Source organism: Sphingomonas lutea, assembly GCF_014396785.1.
GTDB lineage: Bacteria > Pseudomonadota > Alphaproteobacteria > Sphingomonadales > Sphingomonadaceae > Sphingomicrobium > Sphingomicrobium luteum.
Map to the genome: position 1 here is coordinate 118,073 of NZ_CP060718.1, position 16,263 is coordinate 134,335.

The window sequence follows — 16,263 nt, forward strand, 5'->3', positions numbered from 1 at the left end:
GCGTCGCGCGTCCCGAATCGAGACTGGCAAGCTTCAAACCGCGTAGCTTTCGTTCAATCCAGCACGCGACTCGGGCGGTGCGACTCGCGAGTCCATCGATCGCGAAGCACGTCCCGCGAAGCTGCTGCATTGTGGGCAAAAACGGAGGGTCCGATGCGCTGCTTTTGGGACGAACGTCAGCGACTGCACGATCCGCTGCAGGAATTCTTCAACGGCGCTCTCCACCCGGCCGCAGATCAGGCGAAGCGCGTGGATGCGATCCTTGCGGCGATCGGCCGGACGGACGCGCCGGCGGACGCCGGTCTGGATCCGATCGCCCGGACCCATGATGGCGGCTATCTCCAATTCTTGCGCAGCGCGAACGATCGCTGGCAGGCGGCGGGCCGGGACGGCGATGCGTTCCCCTACACCTTTCCCGTCGTCCGGCGCCGCGCGCTCAAGCTCGACCGCATCGACGCGCTGCTCGGCCGCTATAGCTTCGACACCGCGACGCCAATTGGCCCCGAAACCTGGACCGCCGCTTATTGGAGCGCGCAAGGGGCGCTGTCCGCGCTCGTGGCGGTGACGGGCGGTGAGCGCGCTGCGTTCGCCCTGTGCCGGCCGCCCGGCCACCACGCCGGCGCCGATTATTGCGGCGGCTATTCCTACCTCAACAGCGCCGTGATCTGCGCCGACGCGGCGATCGCGGCGGGCAAACGCAGCGTCACGATCCTCGATGTCGACTATCATCACGGCAACGGGACGCAGGACATGATGGCGGGGCGCGACGAGATCGCATTCGTCTCGATCCACGCCGACCCGGCGACAGATTACCCCTTCTACTGGGGCCACGCCGACGAAAGCCGCGGCAACATCCTCAACCTGCCGCTGCCCCGCGGGACCGACTGGACGGCCTACCAACCGGCGCTGATCCAGGCGATCGACTGGATCGAGCAGCGGGCGCCTGAATTGCTGATCGTCTCCTACGGCGCCGACACGCACGAAACCGACCCGATCAGCCACTTCAAGCTCAAGACCGGCGACTATGGGTCGATGGCGCGGCGGATCGCATCGCTTGGCGTACCGACGGTCATCCTGATGGAAGGGGGCTATGCGATCGATGCCCTGGGTGCCAACGTGGCCGAATTTCTTGGGGGGTTTTGATGAAGCACGCATGGTTGGGACTGGCTGCCGCTGGCTTGCTTGCCGCACCGGCGCAGGCCGCGGACCGCGCAGCGATCCTGGCCGAATATCAGGCGCTGCTGGCCATCCCCAACGTCGCCACCGACGTTGCCGACATCCGCCGCAACGCCGACCATATCATGGCGATGATGGCCAGGCGCGGCCTCGCCCCACGATTGCTCGAGGGTGCCGACAACAAGGTCCCGCCGGCGATCTACGGCGAGTGGCGGGTTCCCGGGGCGAAGCGCACGCTCGTGCTTTACGCCCACTATGACGGCCAGCCGGTCACGCCGGAAGATTGGACGTCGACGCAGCCGTTCACGCCGAAGCTTTATTCCGACCGTCCCGACCGCGGCGGCAAGCCGATCGCTTTCCCCGCCGCGGGCCAAAAGGTGGATGACGATTGGCGGGTCTATGGCCGCTCGGCGTCCGACGACAAGCTTGGCGTAATGGCCATCCTGGCCGCCGTCGACCAGCTCAAGGCGAAGGGCGAACAGCCCGGCTTCAACCTCAAGATCTTCTTCGAGGGCGAAGAGGAAATGGGCTCGCCCAACCTCGCCGCCCTGCTCGCCAGGCATCGCGACACGCTGAAGTCGGACGGCTGGGTGATCATCGACGGACCCGCCCATCCGAGCGGCGCGCCGCAGGTTTCGCTCGGCGTTCGCGGCGACGTCAATGTCGACATTGTCGTCCACGGCCCGGTGCGGCCGCTGCACAGCGGGCATTACGGCAATTGGGTGCCCAACCCGGCGATGGTCCTGTCGCAGCTCCTCGCCTCGATGAAGGACGCAAGTGGGCGAGTGACCGTGCCCGGATGGTATGACGATGTCGTGCCGCTGACCGAGGCCGAGCGCGCCGCGATCCGCGCCGTCCCCGCCGCCGATGCGCAGCTCAAGGCCGAGCTCGGCCTCGGCTGGACCGAGGGCAACGGCACCGCCTTGCTCGACGCGATCCAGCAGCCCTCGCTCAACATCAACGGCATCCGCGCCGCCGATGTCGGCGACAAGGCCCGCAACGTCATCCCGACCTCCGCCGCGGCCACGCTCGACCTGCGGCTGGTCAAGGGCAATGACGTCAAGCGCCAGGTCGACAAGCTGATCCGCCACATCCGCGCCCAGGGCTTCCACGTCCTCGACCGCGCGCCGACGCTGGACGAGCGCCGCGCCCACACCAGGATCGCCACCGTCACCGTCGGCGCGGGCTACAATGCCGAGCGCACCCCGCTCGACGATCCGTTGGCGCAAAGCGTCGTCGCAGCAGCGCGGCCACACCGCGCCGTCGTCCTGCCCTCGCTCGGCGGCTCGTTGCCGCTCTACATCTTCCGCGAGACGTTGGGCGCGCCGACGGTCTCCCTGACGCTGGCCAACCATGACAACAACCAGCATGCCGAGGACGAGAATCTGCGGCTCGGCAATCTCTACCGGGCGATCGACGTTACCGCCGACGTTCTTCGGATGCGCTAAAGCTTCTCGGTCAGTTCCGGCACGATCTTGAACAGGTCGCCGACCAGGCCGATGTCGGCGACTTGGAAGATCGGGGCTTCCTCGTCCTTGTTGATGGCGACGATGACCTTGGAATCCTTCATTCCCGCAAGATGCTGGATTGCGCCCGAGATGCCGACCGCGACATAGACTTCCGGGGCGACGATCTTGCCCGTCTGGCCGACCTGGTAGTCGTTGGGCGCATAGCCTGCGTCGACCGCCGCGCGGCTGGCGCCGACCGCGGCGCCGAGCTTGTCGGCGAGCGGGTCGATAAGCGCATGGAATTGCTCTGCGCTGCCGAGCGCGCGGCCGCCCGAGACGACGATCTTGGCGCTGGTCAGTTCGGGGCGGCCGGACTTGGCGGCTTCCATGCCGACGAAGCTCGACTGGCCACTGTCGGCCGCGCCGCCGACCTGCTCGACCGTTCCCGAACCGCCCTCGCGCGCCGCCTTGTCGAAAGCGGTGCCGCGCACGGTGATGACCTTCTTGGCATCCGACGACTGGACGGTGGCGATGGCATTGCCGGCGTAGATCGGGCGGGTGTAGGTATCTTCGCTTTCGACCGAGAGGATGTCGGTGATCTGCATCACGTCGAGCAAGGCGGCGACGCGCGGCGCGATGTTCTTGCCGGTGGTGGTCGCGGGGACGACGAAGGCGTCATGATCGGCCATCAGCCTGGCAGCGAGCGGCGCGACATTTTCGGCCAGCGCATGTTCGAGGCTGGAATCGTCAGCGACATGGACCTTGCCCACGCCGGCGATCTTGGCGGCCGCGTCGCCGACCGCGCCAACGTTCGCGCCCGCGACCAGCAGATGGACTTCGCCAAGCTGTGCGGCGGCGGTCACCGCGGCGAGCGTGGCATCCTTGATCTGCCCGCCTTCATGTTCGACCAGGACCAGCGTCTTCACTTGGCAACTCCCATCGATTTCAGCTTGTCGACCAACTCGTCGACCGAGCCCACCTTGATCCCCGCCTGGCGCTTGGCGGGTTCGACGACCTTCAGCGTCTTCAGCCGGGGCGCGGTGTCGACGCCGTAATCGGCGGGCGACTTGGTCGCGAGCGGCTTGGACTTGGCCTTCATAATGTTGGGCAGCGAGGCGTAACGCGGTTCGTTCAAGCGCAGGTCGGTGGTGACCACCGCGGGCAGCTTGAGCTGCACCGTCTCGAGCCCGCCATCGACTTCGCGGGTGACGTTGACCTGGCCCTCGCCCGGTTCGACCTTCGACGCGAACGTGCCTTGCGGCCAGCCGAGCAGGGCGCCGAGCATCTGTCCGGTGGCGTTATTGTCGTCGTCGATCGCCTGCTTGCCGAGCACGACCATCTGCGGCTGCTCCTCCTCGACGACCTTGGCGAGGATCTTGGCGACGGCGAGCGGCTCGACCTCGTCATCGGTCTGGATGAGGATCGCGCGGTCGGCGCCCATGGCGAGCGCGGTGCGCAGCGTCTCCTGCGCCTTGGCCGGGCCGATCGACACCGCGACGATCTCGGTCGCGACGCCCTTTTCCTTGAGGCGGATGGCTTCTTCGACCGCGATCTCGTCGAACGGGTTCATGCTCATCTTGACGTTGGCGAGATCGACCCCCGAGCCGTCCATCTTGACCCGCGGCTTAACGTTATAATCGATCACCCGTTTGACGGCGACGAGTAGCTTCATTCCTTCACTCCCTGCCCGGTCCTTCGAGACGGGCCTTCGACTTCGCTCAGTCCCTCCTCAGGACCAACGGATTCCCAAATGCCCGCTTGTGCTGAGGAGCCGGTGAGCGCAGTCGAACCGGCGTCTCGAAGCACACATCACGCCATTTCCACCTGCTTCACTTCGGCAACGATCTTCCGAGCCGCATCGCCCAGATCGTCGGCAGAGATGATCGGAAGGCCGCTGTTCGCGAGGATCGCCTTGCCCTCGGCGACATTGGTGCCTTCGAGGCGAACGACGAGCGGGTCGTTGAGCGACACTTCGCGCGCCGCGGCGACGATGCCTTCGGCGATGATGTCGCACTTCATGATGCCGCCGAAGATGTTGACGAGGATGCCCTTCACCGACGCGTCCGACAGGATGATCTTGAATGCCGCGGTGACCTTTTCCTTCGACGCGCCGCCGCCGACATCGAGGAAGTTGGCGGGCTCTCCGCCTTCCAGCTTGATGATGTCCATCGTCGCCATGGCGAGGCCGGCGCCGTTGACCATGCAGCCGATGTTGCCGTCGAGCTTGATGTAGGCGAGGTCGTGCTTCGACGCCTCGATCTCCATCGGCTCTTCCTCGGTCAGGTCGCGTAGCTGCTCGGTCTCGGGATGCCGAAAGGCGGCGTTGCTGTCGAAGCCGATCTTGGCGTCGAGCACCATCAATTGCTGCTGGTCGGTGATCGCCAGCGGGTTGATTTCGATCTGCGAGGCATCGGTGCCGACGAAGGCGTCGTACAGCTTGGCGAGGACCCGCGTCGCCTGCTTGGCGAGGTCGCCGGTGAGGCCGAGCGCAGCAGCGACGGCGCGGCCGTGATGCGGCATCAGCCCGGTCGCGGGATCGATGGTGAAGGTCTCGATCTTGTCGGGCGTGTCGTGAGCGACCTTTTCAATATCCATGCCGCCTTCGGTCGAGGCGACGATCGCGATCCGGCCGGTTTCGCGGTCGACCAGGAGCGCGAGGTAGAATTCCTTGGCGATGTCGACGCCGTCGGTGATGTAAAGGCGCTGGACCTGCTTGCCGTCGGGGCCGGTCTGGATCGTGACCAGGGTCTTGCCCAACATCTCTTCGGCATGGGCGCGGACTTCATCAACCGAATGCGCAAGCCGGACGCCGCCCTTGGCGTCGGGGCCGAGTTCCTTGAACTTGCCCTTGCCGCGCCCGCCGGCATGGATCTGCGACTTCACCACCCACAAGGGCCCGGGCAGCTTGCCCGCCGCGGCGACCGCTTCGTCGACGCTCATCGCCGCATGGCCGGCCGGGACCGGGACGCCGTACTTCGCGAGCAGCTCTTTGGCTTGATATTCGTGGATGTTCATTGCGCGGCCCTAAAGCAGATTGCGCTGCCCGTGCAAAGCCGGGCGGAAGCGCGGAAGGTCACTCGAAAGTCGCAGTCATGCGGCTTTTTCAAGCGGAAGGTCGCACGAAGGTCGCACTCATCACGCGCGCGAGCAGACCGCACCCTGGGCCGTGGGGCGCTAACGGGCGGAAGAGTCGGACAGGCGCGGGGCATTGCGAAGAGCCTAGACTCAGGCTGGTCGTGTAGGACAGGAAATTGCCACGTGGCCGACGATTCCCGCCCCCTACGCAAGATCATCCATGTCGACATGGACGCCTTCTACGCGTCGGTCGAACAGCGCGACGACCCGGCGCTCCGCGGCAAGCCCGTGGCGGTCGGTGGCGGGCATCGCGGAGTGGTGACGGCGGCAAGCTACGAAGCGCGGCCGTTCGGCGTGCGATCGGCGATGCCGTCGGTCACCGCCAAGCGCAAATGCCCCGAGCTGATCTTCGTCAAGCCGCGTTTCGACGTCTATCGCGCGGTCAGCCAGCAGATCCGCGCCATCTTCCTCGACTATACCGAGCTGGTCGAGCCGCTCAGCCTCGACGAGGCCTATCTCGACGTCACCGAGGACCGCCGCGGCCTGGGCAGCGCGCGGGCGATCGCGCAGGACATCCGCCGGCGGATTCGCGAGGAGTGCCGGCTGACCGCTTCGGCCGGTGTCAGTTACTGCAAGTTCATCGCCAAGCTGGCGAGCGACCATCGCAAGCCCGACGGGCTGTGCGTGATCACGCCCGAGAAAGGGCCGGAGTTCGTCGCCTCGCTTCCGGTCGCGCGGTTCCACGGCGTGGGGCCGGTGACGGCGCGCAAGATGGAGCGGCTCGGCATCCTCACCGGCGCCGATCTGCAGGCGTGGACGCTGCCCCAGCTGCAGGCGCATTTCGGCAGTTCGGCCGATTGGTATTGGCGCATTGCCCACGGCATCGACGAGCGCGAAGTGAAGCCCGACCGGCCGTACAAATCGGTCAGCGCCGAGCGCACCTTCGACGAGGATCTGCGCGACCCGGAACGGCTGGCGGCCGAGGTCGAGCGCGTCGCGGGTTATGCCTGGACGCGGATCGAGCGCGCCGAAGTTACCGGACGAACGGTGACGCTGAAGGTCAAATATGCCGATTTCGAGCTGATCACGCGGTCGAAGAGCTTTGCCGTGCCGGTGCCCGACCAGGCCGCGTTCGTCGCCACCGGGCAGGCGTTATTGCAGGCGCTCTACCCATTGCCCAAGGGCATTCGCCTGCTCGGGCTTGGCCTGCACAATCTGGGCGATCCCGACGCGCCGGCGGCCCGCCAGCTCGGATTCGCAATTTGAGCGTTTATCTGCTATATAATTGTCACACGGGGCCGCGAGCGATTCAGCAGCGGCCTTAAGTTCAAGGGAAAGCCACGAAATCGGCTGCGAGCCACGACCATCGGTCGTTTTGGGGGGCGACACGGATGTGCCGGCTCTGCCGCTGAAACTGGAAAGGATCGCAATGGCTAGTAAGGCGCTCAGCTTCGACGTTGGTGATTATGTTGTGTACCCCAAGCATGGTGTGGGCCGCGTCGTCGAACTGCAAAGCACCGAAATCGCCGGGACCCGTCTCGAGCTTTATGTTCTTCGCTTCGAAAAGGAAAAGATGACCCTGCGCGTGCCCGTCGGCAAGGCGGACAGCGTCGGCATGCGCAAGCTGTCGTCGGACAAGACGATGAAGGACGCGCTCGAAACCCTGACCGGCAAGCCCAAGGTCAAGCGCACCATGTGGTCCCGCCGCGCCCAGGAATATGAAGCCAAGATCAATTCGGGCGACCTGACCAGCATCGCCGAAGTGACCCGCGACCTGTTCCGCCCCGACGATGCGCCCGAGCAGAGCTATTCGGAACGGCAGATCTTCGAAGCCGCAAGCTCGCGCCTGGCGCGCGAACTCGGCGCGATGGAGCAGACCGACGAGAAGGCCGCGCTGGCCAAGATCCTCGAGATTTTGAACAAGGCTGCGCTGATCCATCACAAGGTGAAGGAAGAGGCGTAAGCTTCGGCCTTACGATTGAGAAAAGCGAAGGGCGTGCCTTAACCGGCGCGCCCTTTTCTTTTGGGGCGCGGAAACGGAGCAATGTCAGCTTTGGGTGGAAAGCGGACATTAGGCTTTTGCCTCCCCCTCAAGCGGGAAAGTTCATCTTGCGAAGCAGCGCCGCGTAGCGGGGATCGATGCGCAACGGGTCCAGGTATGGGTCGGTCTTCAACCCCGCCAGCCCCCTATCCCGGATATCCCACGCACGATCCAATGCGTCGAATGCAGCGTCCTTGTCGCCCAGCTCCGCCAAGATGCGGCCGTATTGAAAGCTCGCCATGTCCCCGTCACGGCTGCGCATCTGCGCGAGTTTGGCAAAAGCAAGATCGCGCTCGCCGCTCCTGGCCGCAAGCAACGCCTCCCCAACAATGTTTCCTCCGAAAGCGAGAGCCGCTTCCCTAGTTCGCCCGAGCATCAGAAGCGCGTGCCCGAGCAAGTGCTTTAACTTGAACAGCTCGGGCGATTCTCGTCTCACCTGGAGTGAATAACTGACTACGTCCGCATAACGGCGTGCATCAAACAGGACGTCAGCGTGGGCCGAATGTGAGGCCGAGTTGAGAGGATCGAGCGCGCGTGCTTCGTCGACAAGCCGGAGGCCTTCCTTCGTCTCGCCGAGGACTGTGCTCCTAGTCCATCCGTAGTTGCGGATCACATCGGGATCGCCGCTGGCGAGCGAAAACGCGATCCTGTGTTCATGCATCGCTTCGCGTAGCCGCAAACTGAGCTGATACGCGTAGGCGAGCGCGGATCGCGCGATCGGCAAGTTCGGCGCGATCGAAAGCGCTTTTCTCGCATGTTGCACGGCCTCCCGAAGGTACTTCGCCCCGTCGGCGGGTGTAGTTCCAAAGCCGGCCAAATTGCTCGCGAAGAAGGACTTTAGTGCATAGGCGCGCGCGTAATTGGGATCGATCGCGATTGCTTTGTCGATCAGTTGCAGGCTGCGATGAAAGTCCGATTCGGTGAATTGATAGCTCAGCTCCCGTGCTTGGAACGCGAGCTGCTGGGCAGCAACGTTGGCGGTCTCTCCGGCTGCAAGCGCTCTTATGGCGCTTGCCCCCAGCGCCACTGCGAGAGCGCGGGCAACATTTTCGGCGATGTCCGTCTGAACCTTGATCACGTCGCCGGGTGTCCGATCGTAATTCTGCGACCATTTGGCGAGACCCGTACGGCCATCGATCAGCTCGGCCGTGACGCGGATGGTCGAGGGCGTCTGGCGCACGTTCCCCGTCAAGATGTTCGCGACGCCGAGCTTCTTCGCTGCAGTCGGTGCGTCATCCTCGCGAACTGCGGCGGACGATGTGCTGCCCGCAACCTTGAGGCCGCCAATCCGCATTAGCGTGTTCCTGATTTCTCCGGCCATGCCGTCGGCAAAATACGCTTGGCGCGGGTCGCCACTCAGGTTGGCGAACGGGAGCACGGCGATGCTGTCTGGTGCATCCGCCGCCTCGCGCTTCAGGAACGCCCATGCGCCGATCCCGACGATGGTCGCCCCGCCAGCCAGAACAGCGCGCCGGTCTATGCCCCGTTTCGGGAGCCTTCGGCGCCACTCGAAGTGAAGACGCGGTCGCAGTCATTTTCGCGACTGCGCGTAGCAGCTCATCCACTTGTGCAGGTCCGGCGGCCCGCCGCCGGTCCGATAGGTCAATCGTCTGAAATTGGCGAAAGCCCATGGGCGGCTTCACCGGCTCGATGAGCACCGGGATCAGCTTGCCCGCGTCTCGACCCTCCGCGGCTTCATCGCGCACCCAGGTGGACTTGATGGATCGCCCAGACCACATCACAACGACTGCATCCGCTTCCTCGACGGCTTTTTCGATCTCGCTTTGAAATTCAGCGCCTCCATGGATGTGGCGGTCCCACCACACTGAATGGCCCGCATTCTCGAGCGCTGAGACGATGCGCGTCGCGCGAGCGACGTCCTCGTGATCGTAGCTTAAGAACACGCTGGCCATGAGCAGCCCCTCTGGCTCTTGATCGTGCCTGCAAACAGTCAGGGGAGCAAGGTGACCACCGCCAAGCGCGCACTAGCGGGCCTTCAGCGTTGGGCTGGCACGAGTGATAATGTCCGCTATGGGTGGAAAGCGGACGCTAGGGGTTGCTTTTCGTAGATCGGAACCGCCTATCGTGTTGCACGGCATAGCCCAGTGGCCGGAACATCCCCAGCTCAAGGGCCGATCCTCTGCGCCGGTAATAGAACACCCATTGCTCACCGCGGCGCGGCGCCTCGTAGCGCGGCCATTCACCACAGAGAGGGACAATCTCCGCGTCCCCTTTGTCTCCGAACTGAATCTTGTTCGAGGGAATTGAACCCTCGACCGAGAGAAGCGCTGTGGCGGTACCCTGCCAAGGCCGGTCTGCGGCGGGCAGGCTCGATGCCTCTGGCGTGGTATATTCCGCATGTTCCACGACGCCAACAACCACAGCATCCCAACTGATATTCAGCATCGCGCTAGCGGGCGGGGGGGAATGATACAAGCGCTCGCCGGAGCGGCGCCAGCCACCGCCAAAGCGACAATCATCAAAGCTGACCTTGCACCCGTCACAGTGCGACTGTGGCACCGCATCCTTTCAGCATGGTGAATGTCTGCAATGGGTCGAAAGCGGACGCTAGCGGCCACTTTCTTTTTCCTCTTGAACCCTGCCGCAATACCGGTGTATTGTGTTGCTAATACAGTCTGGAGATCCGTCATGCGCAAGGTCCTCGCTATCGTCCTAATCGGCGCCGCCGCCGCCACCTCCGCTTGCGGGCGCGATCGTAGCGAAGAGGCGGGGCCGGTCGTGTCCCGCACCTTTCCCGTCGGCAATTTTTCCGAGATCGAGGTCGCGGGGCCGTTCGACGTCGACGTGAAGACCGGCGGGCAACCAAGCGTCAGCGCGCGCGGCAACCAGAATCTGATCGATAAGCTCGAGGTCGAGGTTCGGGGCGACACGCTCGTCGTCCGGCCGAAGAAAGGCCGCAACTGGTTCGGTGGTGGCAATTGGAACATCGGCGGCAAGGGCGCGCTGACGATCAGCGTGCCGATGATCCGCGCGGCGACGCTGGCGGGCGCGGGCGACATGAACATCAACGCCGTGCGCGGCGACGAGTTCGAAGGCCAGATCGCGGGCGCGGGCGACCTGCGCGTCGATTCGATCGAGGTCGGGCGCCTCAAGCTCGGCATTGCGGGATCGGGCGGGGTCAATGCGCGCGGCGGCAAGGCGCGGCGCGCCGAATATTCGATCGCCGGATCGGGCGACGTCGATGCCGGCGCACTGGCGACCGAGGATCTGGAAGTGTCGATCGCCGGATCAGGCGGAATCCGCGCCAACGCCAGCAAATCGGCCGACGTCAGCATCATGGGATCGGGCGACGTCGAAGTGACGGGCGGCGCCAAATGTTCGGTCAGCAAGGCCGGGTCGGGCAACGTCCGCTGTTCTTAAACCGGTCTTAACCATGGTGGCGCGAGAAGGCAGGCCATGCGCTTCTGCCTTCCCGCCCTCCTCATCGCCGCAGTGCTTGCGCCGCAAGCACAGGCCGCGACCCGCAACTTCGGCCTGTCCGGCTATGACCGGATCCGCGTCGAGGGGCCATTTCGAGTCCGCCTGGCGACGGGCGTCGCGCCATATGCGCGCGCGGTCGGCACGGCCGATGCGGTGGATCGCGTGGCGATCACCGTCGAGGGCCGCACCCTGGTCGTGCGATCGAGCAGCGCGTGGGGCGGCAGCGTCAGCGGGGGCAACTTCACCCCGGCGACGATCGAGCTTGGCACGCACGACCTGACGTCGGCCTGGCTCAACGGCGCGGGCACGCTCAAGATCGACAAGGTCAAGGGGTTGAGCTTCGACGCGTCGGTGCAGGGGTCGGGGGCGATGCAGATCGACCGCGCCGACGTCGATCAATTGAAGGTCGCGGTCAGCGGCACCGCGGCGGCGATCATCGCCGGCAAGGCGGCGCGCATGACGACCACGGTGCGCGGCATCTCGACGCTCGATTCGGCCAACCTCATCGTCAAGGACGCGACTGTTGGCGCGGAAGGCGCGGCGACGGTCAAGGCGCACGTCACCAACGCGGTCAAGATCGACGGCAGCGGGCCGGCGACAATCAGCCTGAGCGGCAATCCCGCCTGCACCGCCAAGCTTGCCGGATCGGCAAGCGTCAGCGGGTGCAAGGAAACACGCTAGTTCAGCGCGGCCGTCCGCTCGACGCCCGAGAGGAAATTCCACAGCGCGCCGGCAAGTTCCTCGCCCGCCGCGACGGCTTCGGCCTTGTCGGCTTCGGGCAGGCGGTCGAGCAGGTCGCGGCACACCGCACTATGCTCCACGTCGGCATGTTGGTGGACGCGGAAGAAGCGCAGCGTCTCCTCGTCCTTGATACCGTAGCGGTCGATCAGCCCTTCGATCTTGGCGCTCGCGACGCCGGGGAACTGGCTTTCATAGGCGTAGAGCGCGCCGAGGCCGGCGGCGTAGGACTGGCGCGAGAGCTTGCGGAAAGTGTCGATCAGCGCCTGCGTTTCCGGATTGAGATTCGCGGACTTCACCGACGCTTCGTCCGCGCCGATGCCGGCGGCGAACATCAGCCACAAAGAGGCGTGGTCCTGCTTTCCGGCCTCAATGCCTTCTTCCTCGGCAAGGTTTTCGGCGAGCATGCGGCGGCCGTCGCGGTCGGGGCAGGCGCTGTGCACCGCGCTGACCGCGCGCGGAAAGGCTTCGACATGATGGAAATATTGGCGCGAATAATCGGCCAGCGTGGCGATCGGCAGGCGGCCTTCGGTCCACGCCTGGTAGAAGGGATGGCTGAGCATGGCGCGGTCGGCCACCTTCGCGTCGATCGCGGTTGAAGTTGCCAGGGTCATGCGGGCCTCCAGTTGTTGATCATCCGCGTTGCCGATACCGGTGACGCTTGCGGCGGACAAGTGGAGTGCAGGCGGGTGAACGACAAGAGCAAATGGGACGTCCGCGACAATCCCGAGCGCAAGCGCTTCGAGATCGACCTTGGCGACGGCGCGGTGGCCATCGCCGAATACAATCTGATGGCGGGCAAGATCATGTTTTCGCACACGGAGGTGCCGGAAAGCCACGAAGGCCAGGGCGTCGGCACCGCGCTGATCGAGGCGGCGCTGGCGAGCGCGCGTGAGCGCGGTCTGGAAGTCATCCCGACCTGCCCCTTCTTCGCCGCTTACATGAAGAAGCATGCCGAGGTGCAGGACCTGCTGGTCCCGCATTACCGCAAGATCCTGGGGCTGCCCGACTAGACCAGGCCGAGCCCCGCGAGCTTGGCGTACATCCGCGGCGGCAGTTCGCCCGCGCCGCTGTCGTCATCTGCGATCACGCCGTCGATCTCATAATAGCGCCAGCCTTGATGGGCGCGCTTGGGGATCGGGGTGATCACCTCAAGATCGCCCGCGCAGACGATGTCAATGCGCCCATCCTTGCGCGGGTCAAAGCGCAGGATGCGCTGGCGCGCGACGAGCCGGTGCTTGACGATCCAGTAGAGGTCGCCGCCGATCAGTTCATCGGCGCGCTTGGGTCGGAAGCGCGTCGCGACCTTGAGCTCCCCACCTTCGGCGCGCTTGGCGATTCGGCGCTGCAGCGTCTCGACGCTGGCGCAGCTGAACGCGACCTTGGTCAGGTGGAGGGACGGCACGCGTTCAAAATGGCGGCCACGCCAAGGAATCGCAATGGTTTAGCGGCCCAGGCCAGCCAGCGTCGCAAGCCCGAGGAAGGCGAGGAAACCCATCGAATCGGTCACGGTGGTAAGGAACACGCTGCTCGCCACCGCGGGGTCGGCGCCGTAGCGGTCGAGCGTCAGCGGCACGAGCACGCCGGCGAACCCGGCGACGATGATGTTGACGAAGATCGCCGCGGCGATGACCAGGCCGAGCGTCTCGCTGCCAAGCACCGCCCATACGCCGAGGCCGAGCAGCACGGCGATGGTCGCCCCGTTGAGCACCGCGACGCTGACCTCGCGCCCCACCGCGCGCCAGCGGTTGGAGCCGGTGAGCTGGTTGGTGGCGAGCGCGCGTACCGTGACGGCGAGCGCCTGCGTGCCCGCATTGCCGCCGATCGCAGCGACGATCGGCATCAGCGCGGCAAGGATCGCCAGCCGCTCGATCGTCCCTTCGAAGCGCGAGATGACGAACGCCGCGATCATCGCCGTGCCGAGATTGGCGATGAGCCAGCGGACGCGGTCCTTATAGGCGGCGCGGATCGGCTCGTTGATGTCGCCCTCGTCGCCGACGCCGGACAGAAGCAGGACGTCCTCGCTCGCTTCCTCCTGAATGATGTGGACGATGTCGTCGACGGTGATCATGCCGACCAGCCGCCCCTGCCCGTCGACCACCGCAGCCGAGACCAAAGCATATTTCTGGAAGCGCAGCGCGACATCTTCCTGGTCCATGTCGACCGGGATCAGGGTCTGCTCCTCGACCATGATTTCGCTGACGGGGCGGTCGCGCTTGGTGCGCAGGATGGTCGACAGCTTGCAGGTGCCAACGGGATGGTGATCGGGGCTGACCACGAACACTTCCCAAAAATCATCGGGCAATTCGGCGGTCGAGCGAAGATAGTCGATGACTTTGCCGACGTTCCAATGCTGGGGCACCGCGCACACGTCGCGCTGCATCAGGCGGCCGGCGGATTCTTCCGGATAGCCAAGCGCCTCCTCGACCGCGGCGCGGTCGTCGGGCTCCATGCGTTCGAGCACCGCCTGCTGGTCGTCGGCGTCGAGATCCTCGATCAGCGCAACGGCGTCGTCGGTTTCAAGCTGGCCGGCGATGTCCGCGACCTGCTGCGGCTCCATTTCGTCGAGCAGGTCTTCGCGGACGAAATCGTTAAGCTCGGCATAGACGTCGGCGTCGACGAGGTTGGCGAGAGCAGCGACCAGGCCGTCGCGTTCGTCGGCGCGGGCAAGCTCGATCAAATCGGCGACGTCGGCGGGATGGAGCGGCTCGACCAGATCGCGCGCCGTCGCGACATCGCCCGCCGCGACGGCGTCAAGCACTCGAGCGACGAACTCGGGACGGAGCCGATCTTCATTGTCCATGTGAGTCGCGGGATCGCCGGGGGGTGCGGCGGCGATATGCTCGCTCTCGCTCATGACGCTCCCCTTGGACTTTAACGGTGTGCCGACCTCCTATGGGGCGGGCTGCTCTGGCGCAAGCGCGGCGGCATCCCTAAATCGCCGCCTCGACCTTTCTTTACATGGAGTGTTCCTCATGGCCGATGCCGACCGCTTGACCCTGTCCCTGTCCACCGGCGGCGATGTCGTCATCAAGCTGCGGCCCGATTTGGCCCCCGCCCACGTCCAGCGTATCACCGAGCTCGCCAGCAGCGGATTCTATGACGATGTGAAGTTCCACCGCGTCATCCCGGGCTTCATGGCCCAGGGCGGCGATCCGACCGGCACCGGCATGCACGGGTCCGACTTGCCCGATCTCAAGGCCGAATTCAGCCGCGAGCCGCACAAGCGCGGCATGGTGTCGATGGCCCGCAAGGGCGACCCCGACAGTGCCAACAGCCAATTCTTCATTTGCAACGCCGACGCCTTCTTCCTCGACGGACAATATACCGTGTGGGGCGAGGTCGAGAGCGGCATGGAGCATGTCGATGCGCTGCCCGCCGGCGAACCGCCGCGCGAACCCGGCAAGATCGTCAAGGCGACGGTGGGCTAGGTGCTGGCGGTCCTTCGATACGGGCCTTCGGCTTCGCTCAGTCCCTACTCAGGATGAGCGGGTTTGGGAGTGCACTCTCTTCCGCTCATCCTGAGTAGCCGCGACAAGCGGCGTATCGAAGGAGCATTAGCTCAGCCATGACCCCCGTCACCGTCATCACCGGCGCATCCGCCGGGCTGGGCGTCGAATTCGCGCGGCAGCTGGCGGGACGCGGGCAGAAGCTTGTCCTGGTGGCGCGGCGGGAGGATCGGATCGCGGCGCTGGCGGCGGAGCTGGGCAATGCCCGCGCCGTCGCCATCGACTTGTCCGAGCCGGACGCAGCCGCGCGGCTGATGGCCGACATCGAAGCCGCGGGCGAGCAAGTGGACACGCTGATCAACAATGCCGGCTTCGGCCTGTGGGGCCGGTTCGCGAGCCAGGATCCGCGGCGGCTGCGCGAGATGATCGACCTCAATATCGCGACATTGACCGACCTATGCCGCGCAGTCGCGCCGGGGATGATCGAACGGCGGCGCGGCGCGATCCTCAACGTCGCGTCGACCGCGGCATTCCAAGCCGGCCCGGGGATGGCGGTCTATTTCGCAACCAAGGCCTATGTCCTGAGCCTCAGCGAGGCTTTGCACGAGGAATTGCGGCCGCATGGAATCAAGGTCAGCTGCCTGTGCCCGGGACCGACGCGGACCGAGTTCGGCGACGTCGCAGGCTTCGGCAACCGGCTCGGCAAGGCGTTCGAGCGGATATCGATGACGGCCGACGACGTTGTCGCCAAGGGGATTGCAGCGCTTGAAGCGAACCGCGCCGTCGCCGTGACCGGCGTAACCAACAAGATCGGGGCGCAAGCGACGCGCTTCCTGCCGCGTTCGTGGCTGCGCCGGATCGCCGGCGCGATCAAAGACTAAGGAATCGGAGCTTT

General features: G+C 65.3%; 16 protein-coding genes and 1 pseudogene. 9 read left to right on the forward strand and 8 right to left on the reverse strand.

What is annotated here, in order from left to right; all coding sequences use genetic code 11:
- Positions 1 to 153: 153 nt before the first annotated feature.
- Positions 154 to 1,143 carry a histone deacetylase family protein gene (locus H9L13_RS00590; protein ID WP_187538110.1) on the forward strand — a complete coding sequence of 330 codons (990 nt, stop codon included), beginning with the start codon at positions 154 to 156 and terminating at the stop codon, positions 1,141 to 1,143.
- Positions 1,143 to 2,624 carry a M20/M25/M40 family metallo-hydrolase gene (locus tag H9L13_RS00595; RefSeq protein WP_187538112.1) on the forward strand — a complete coding sequence of 494 codons (1,482 nt, stop codon included), beginning with the start codon at positions 1,143 to 1,145 and terminating at the stop codon, positions 2,622 to 2,624. The genes H9L13_RS00590 and H9L13_RS00595 overlap by 1 nt, the downstream gene beginning before the upstream one ends.
- Here H9L13_RS00595 and H9L13_RS00600 read toward each other — a convergent pair.
- The 3 genes from H9L13_RS00600 to sucC all read right to left on the reverse strand — a co-directional run bounded on the left by H9L13_RS00600 (position 2,621) and on the right by sucC (position 5,639).
- Positions 2,621 to 3,550: an electron transfer flavoprotein subunit alpha/FixB family protein gene (locus H9L13_RS00600; protein ID WP_187538114.1), complete on the reverse strand. Its 930-nt coding sequence runs from the start codon at positions 3,548 to 3,550 to the stop codon at positions 2,621 to 2,623. The genes H9L13_RS00595 and H9L13_RS00600 overlap by 4 nt on opposite strands.
- Positions 3,547 to 4,296, reverse strand: coding sequence for an electron transfer flavoprotein subunit beta/FixA family protein (locus tag H9L13_RS00605; protein ID WP_187538116.1), 750 nt, complete (start codon positions 4,294 to 4,296; stop codon positions 3,547 to 3,549). The genes H9L13_RS00600 and H9L13_RS00605 overlap by 4 nt, the downstream gene beginning before the upstream one ends.
- A 137-nt stretch (positions 4,297 to 4,433) precedes the next feature.
- Positions 4,434 to 5,639, reverse strand: a complete 1,206-nt coding sequence (gene sucC, locus H9L13_RS00610) for an ADP-forming succinate--CoA ligase subunit beta (protein ID WP_187538118.1) — start codon at positions 5,637 to 5,639, stop codon at positions 4,434 to 4,436.
- 243 nt (positions 5,640 to 5,882) lie between these two features.
- Here sucC and dinB point away from each other — a divergent pair, with 243 nt between their 5' ends.
- Together dinB and H9L13_RS00620 are read left to right on the forward strand one after the other, a co-directional pair.
- Positions 5,883 to 6,965 (forward strand): DNA polymerase IV, encoded by a 1,083-nt coding sequence (gene dinB / locus H9L13_RS00615; RefSeq protein WP_235091025.1) that lies wholly within the window; start codon positions 5,883 to 5,885, stop codon positions 6,963 to 6,965.
- Positions 6,966 to 7,128: 163 nt separating this feature from the next.
- On the forward strand, positions 7,129 to 7,662 hold the full coding sequence (locus H9L13_RS00620; protein ID WP_187538121.1) for a CarD family transcriptional regulator: 534 nt from the start codon (positions 7,129 to 7,131) through the stop codon (positions 7,660 to 7,662).
- A 127-nt stretch (positions 7,663 to 7,789) separates the two neighbouring features.
- On the opposite strand, the gene H9L13_RS00625 is transcribed toward H9L13_RS00620, so the two are convergent.
- Both H9L13_RS00625 and H9L13_RS12970 read right to left on the reverse strand, forming a co-directional pair.
- Positions 7,790 to 9,118 carry a tetratricopeptide repeat protein gene (locus H9L13_RS00625; protein WP_235091027.1) on the reverse strand — a complete coding sequence of 443 codons (1,329 nt, stop codon included), beginning with the start codon at positions 9,116 to 9,118 and terminating at the stop codon, positions 7,790 to 7,792.
- Positions 9,119 to 9,353: 235 nt separating this feature from the next.
- Positions 9,354 to 9,653: pseudogene (locus H9L13_RS12970) on the reverse strand (toll/interleukin-1 receptor domain-containing protein); the annotation flags it as partial.
- A 736-nt stretch (positions 9,654 to 10,389) separates the two neighbouring features.
- Here H9L13_RS12970 and H9L13_RS00635 point away from each other — a divergent pair.
- Both H9L13_RS00635 and H9L13_RS00640 read left to right on the forward strand, forming a co-directional pair.
- On the forward strand, positions 10,390 to 11,121 hold the full coding sequence (locus H9L13_RS00635) for a head GIN domain-containing protein (protein WP_187538127.1): 732 nt from the start codon (positions 10,390 to 10,392) through the stop codon (positions 11,119 to 11,121).
- Between the two features lie 36 nt (positions 11,122 to 11,157).
- Entirely contained in the window at positions 11,158 to 11,862 is a 705-nt protein-coding gene (locus H9L13_RS00640) for a GIN domain-containing protein (protein WP_187538129.1), read from the forward strand.
- Here H9L13_RS00640 and H9L13_RS00645 read toward each other — a convergent pair.
- Positions 11,859 to 12,533, reverse strand: a complete 675-nt coding sequence (locus tag H9L13_RS00645) for a CADD family putative folate metabolism protein (protein WP_187538131.1) — start codon at positions 12,531 to 12,533, stop codon at positions 11,859 to 11,861. The genes H9L13_RS00640 and H9L13_RS00645 overlap by 4 nt on opposite strands.
- 75 nt (positions 12,534 to 12,608) lie before the next feature.
- Here H9L13_RS00645 and H9L13_RS00650 point away from each other — a divergent pair, with 75 nt between their 5' ends.
- Positions 12,609 to 12,932, forward strand: coding sequence for a GNAT family N-acetyltransferase (locus H9L13_RS00650; protein WP_187538133.1), 324 nt, complete (start codon positions 12,609 to 12,611; stop codon positions 12,930 to 12,932).
- On the opposite strand, the gene H9L13_RS00655 is transcribed toward H9L13_RS00650, so the two are convergent.
- Together H9L13_RS00655 and mgtE are read right to left on the reverse strand one after the other, a co-directional pair.
- Positions 12,929 to 13,324: a DUF1489 family protein gene (locus tag H9L13_RS00655; protein WP_187538135.1), complete on the reverse strand. Its 396-nt coding sequence runs from the start codon at positions 13,322 to 13,324 to the stop codon at positions 12,929 to 12,931. The genes H9L13_RS00650 and H9L13_RS00655 overlap by 4 nt on opposite strands.
- A 39-nt stretch (positions 13,325 to 13,363) precedes the next feature.
- On the reverse strand, positions 13,364 to 14,776 hold the full coding sequence (gene mgtE, locus H9L13_RS00660) for a magnesium transporter (protein ID WP_187538137.1): 1,413 nt from the start codon (positions 14,774 to 14,776) through the stop codon (positions 13,364 to 13,366).
- 118 nt (positions 14,777 to 14,894) lie between these two features.
- Between mgtE and H9L13_RS00665 the strand changes: the two genes are divergently transcribed.
- Positions 14,895 to 15,350 carry a peptidylprolyl isomerase gene (locus H9L13_RS00665; protein WP_187538139.1) on the forward strand — a complete coding sequence of 152 codons (456 nt, stop codon included), beginning with the start codon at positions 14,895 to 14,897 and terminating at the stop codon, positions 15,348 to 15,350.
- Between the two features lie 137 nt (positions 15,351 to 15,487).
- The gene (locus H9L13_RS00670; RefSeq protein ID WP_187538141.1) at positions 15,488 to 16,249 is read left to right on the forward strand and encodes an SDR family NAD(P)-dependent oxidoreductase; all 762 of its coding nucleotides are present in this window, start codon (positions 15,488 to 15,490) and stop codon (positions 16,247 to 16,249) included.
- The last annotated feature ends 14 nt before the right edge of the window (positions 16,250 to 16,263 follow it).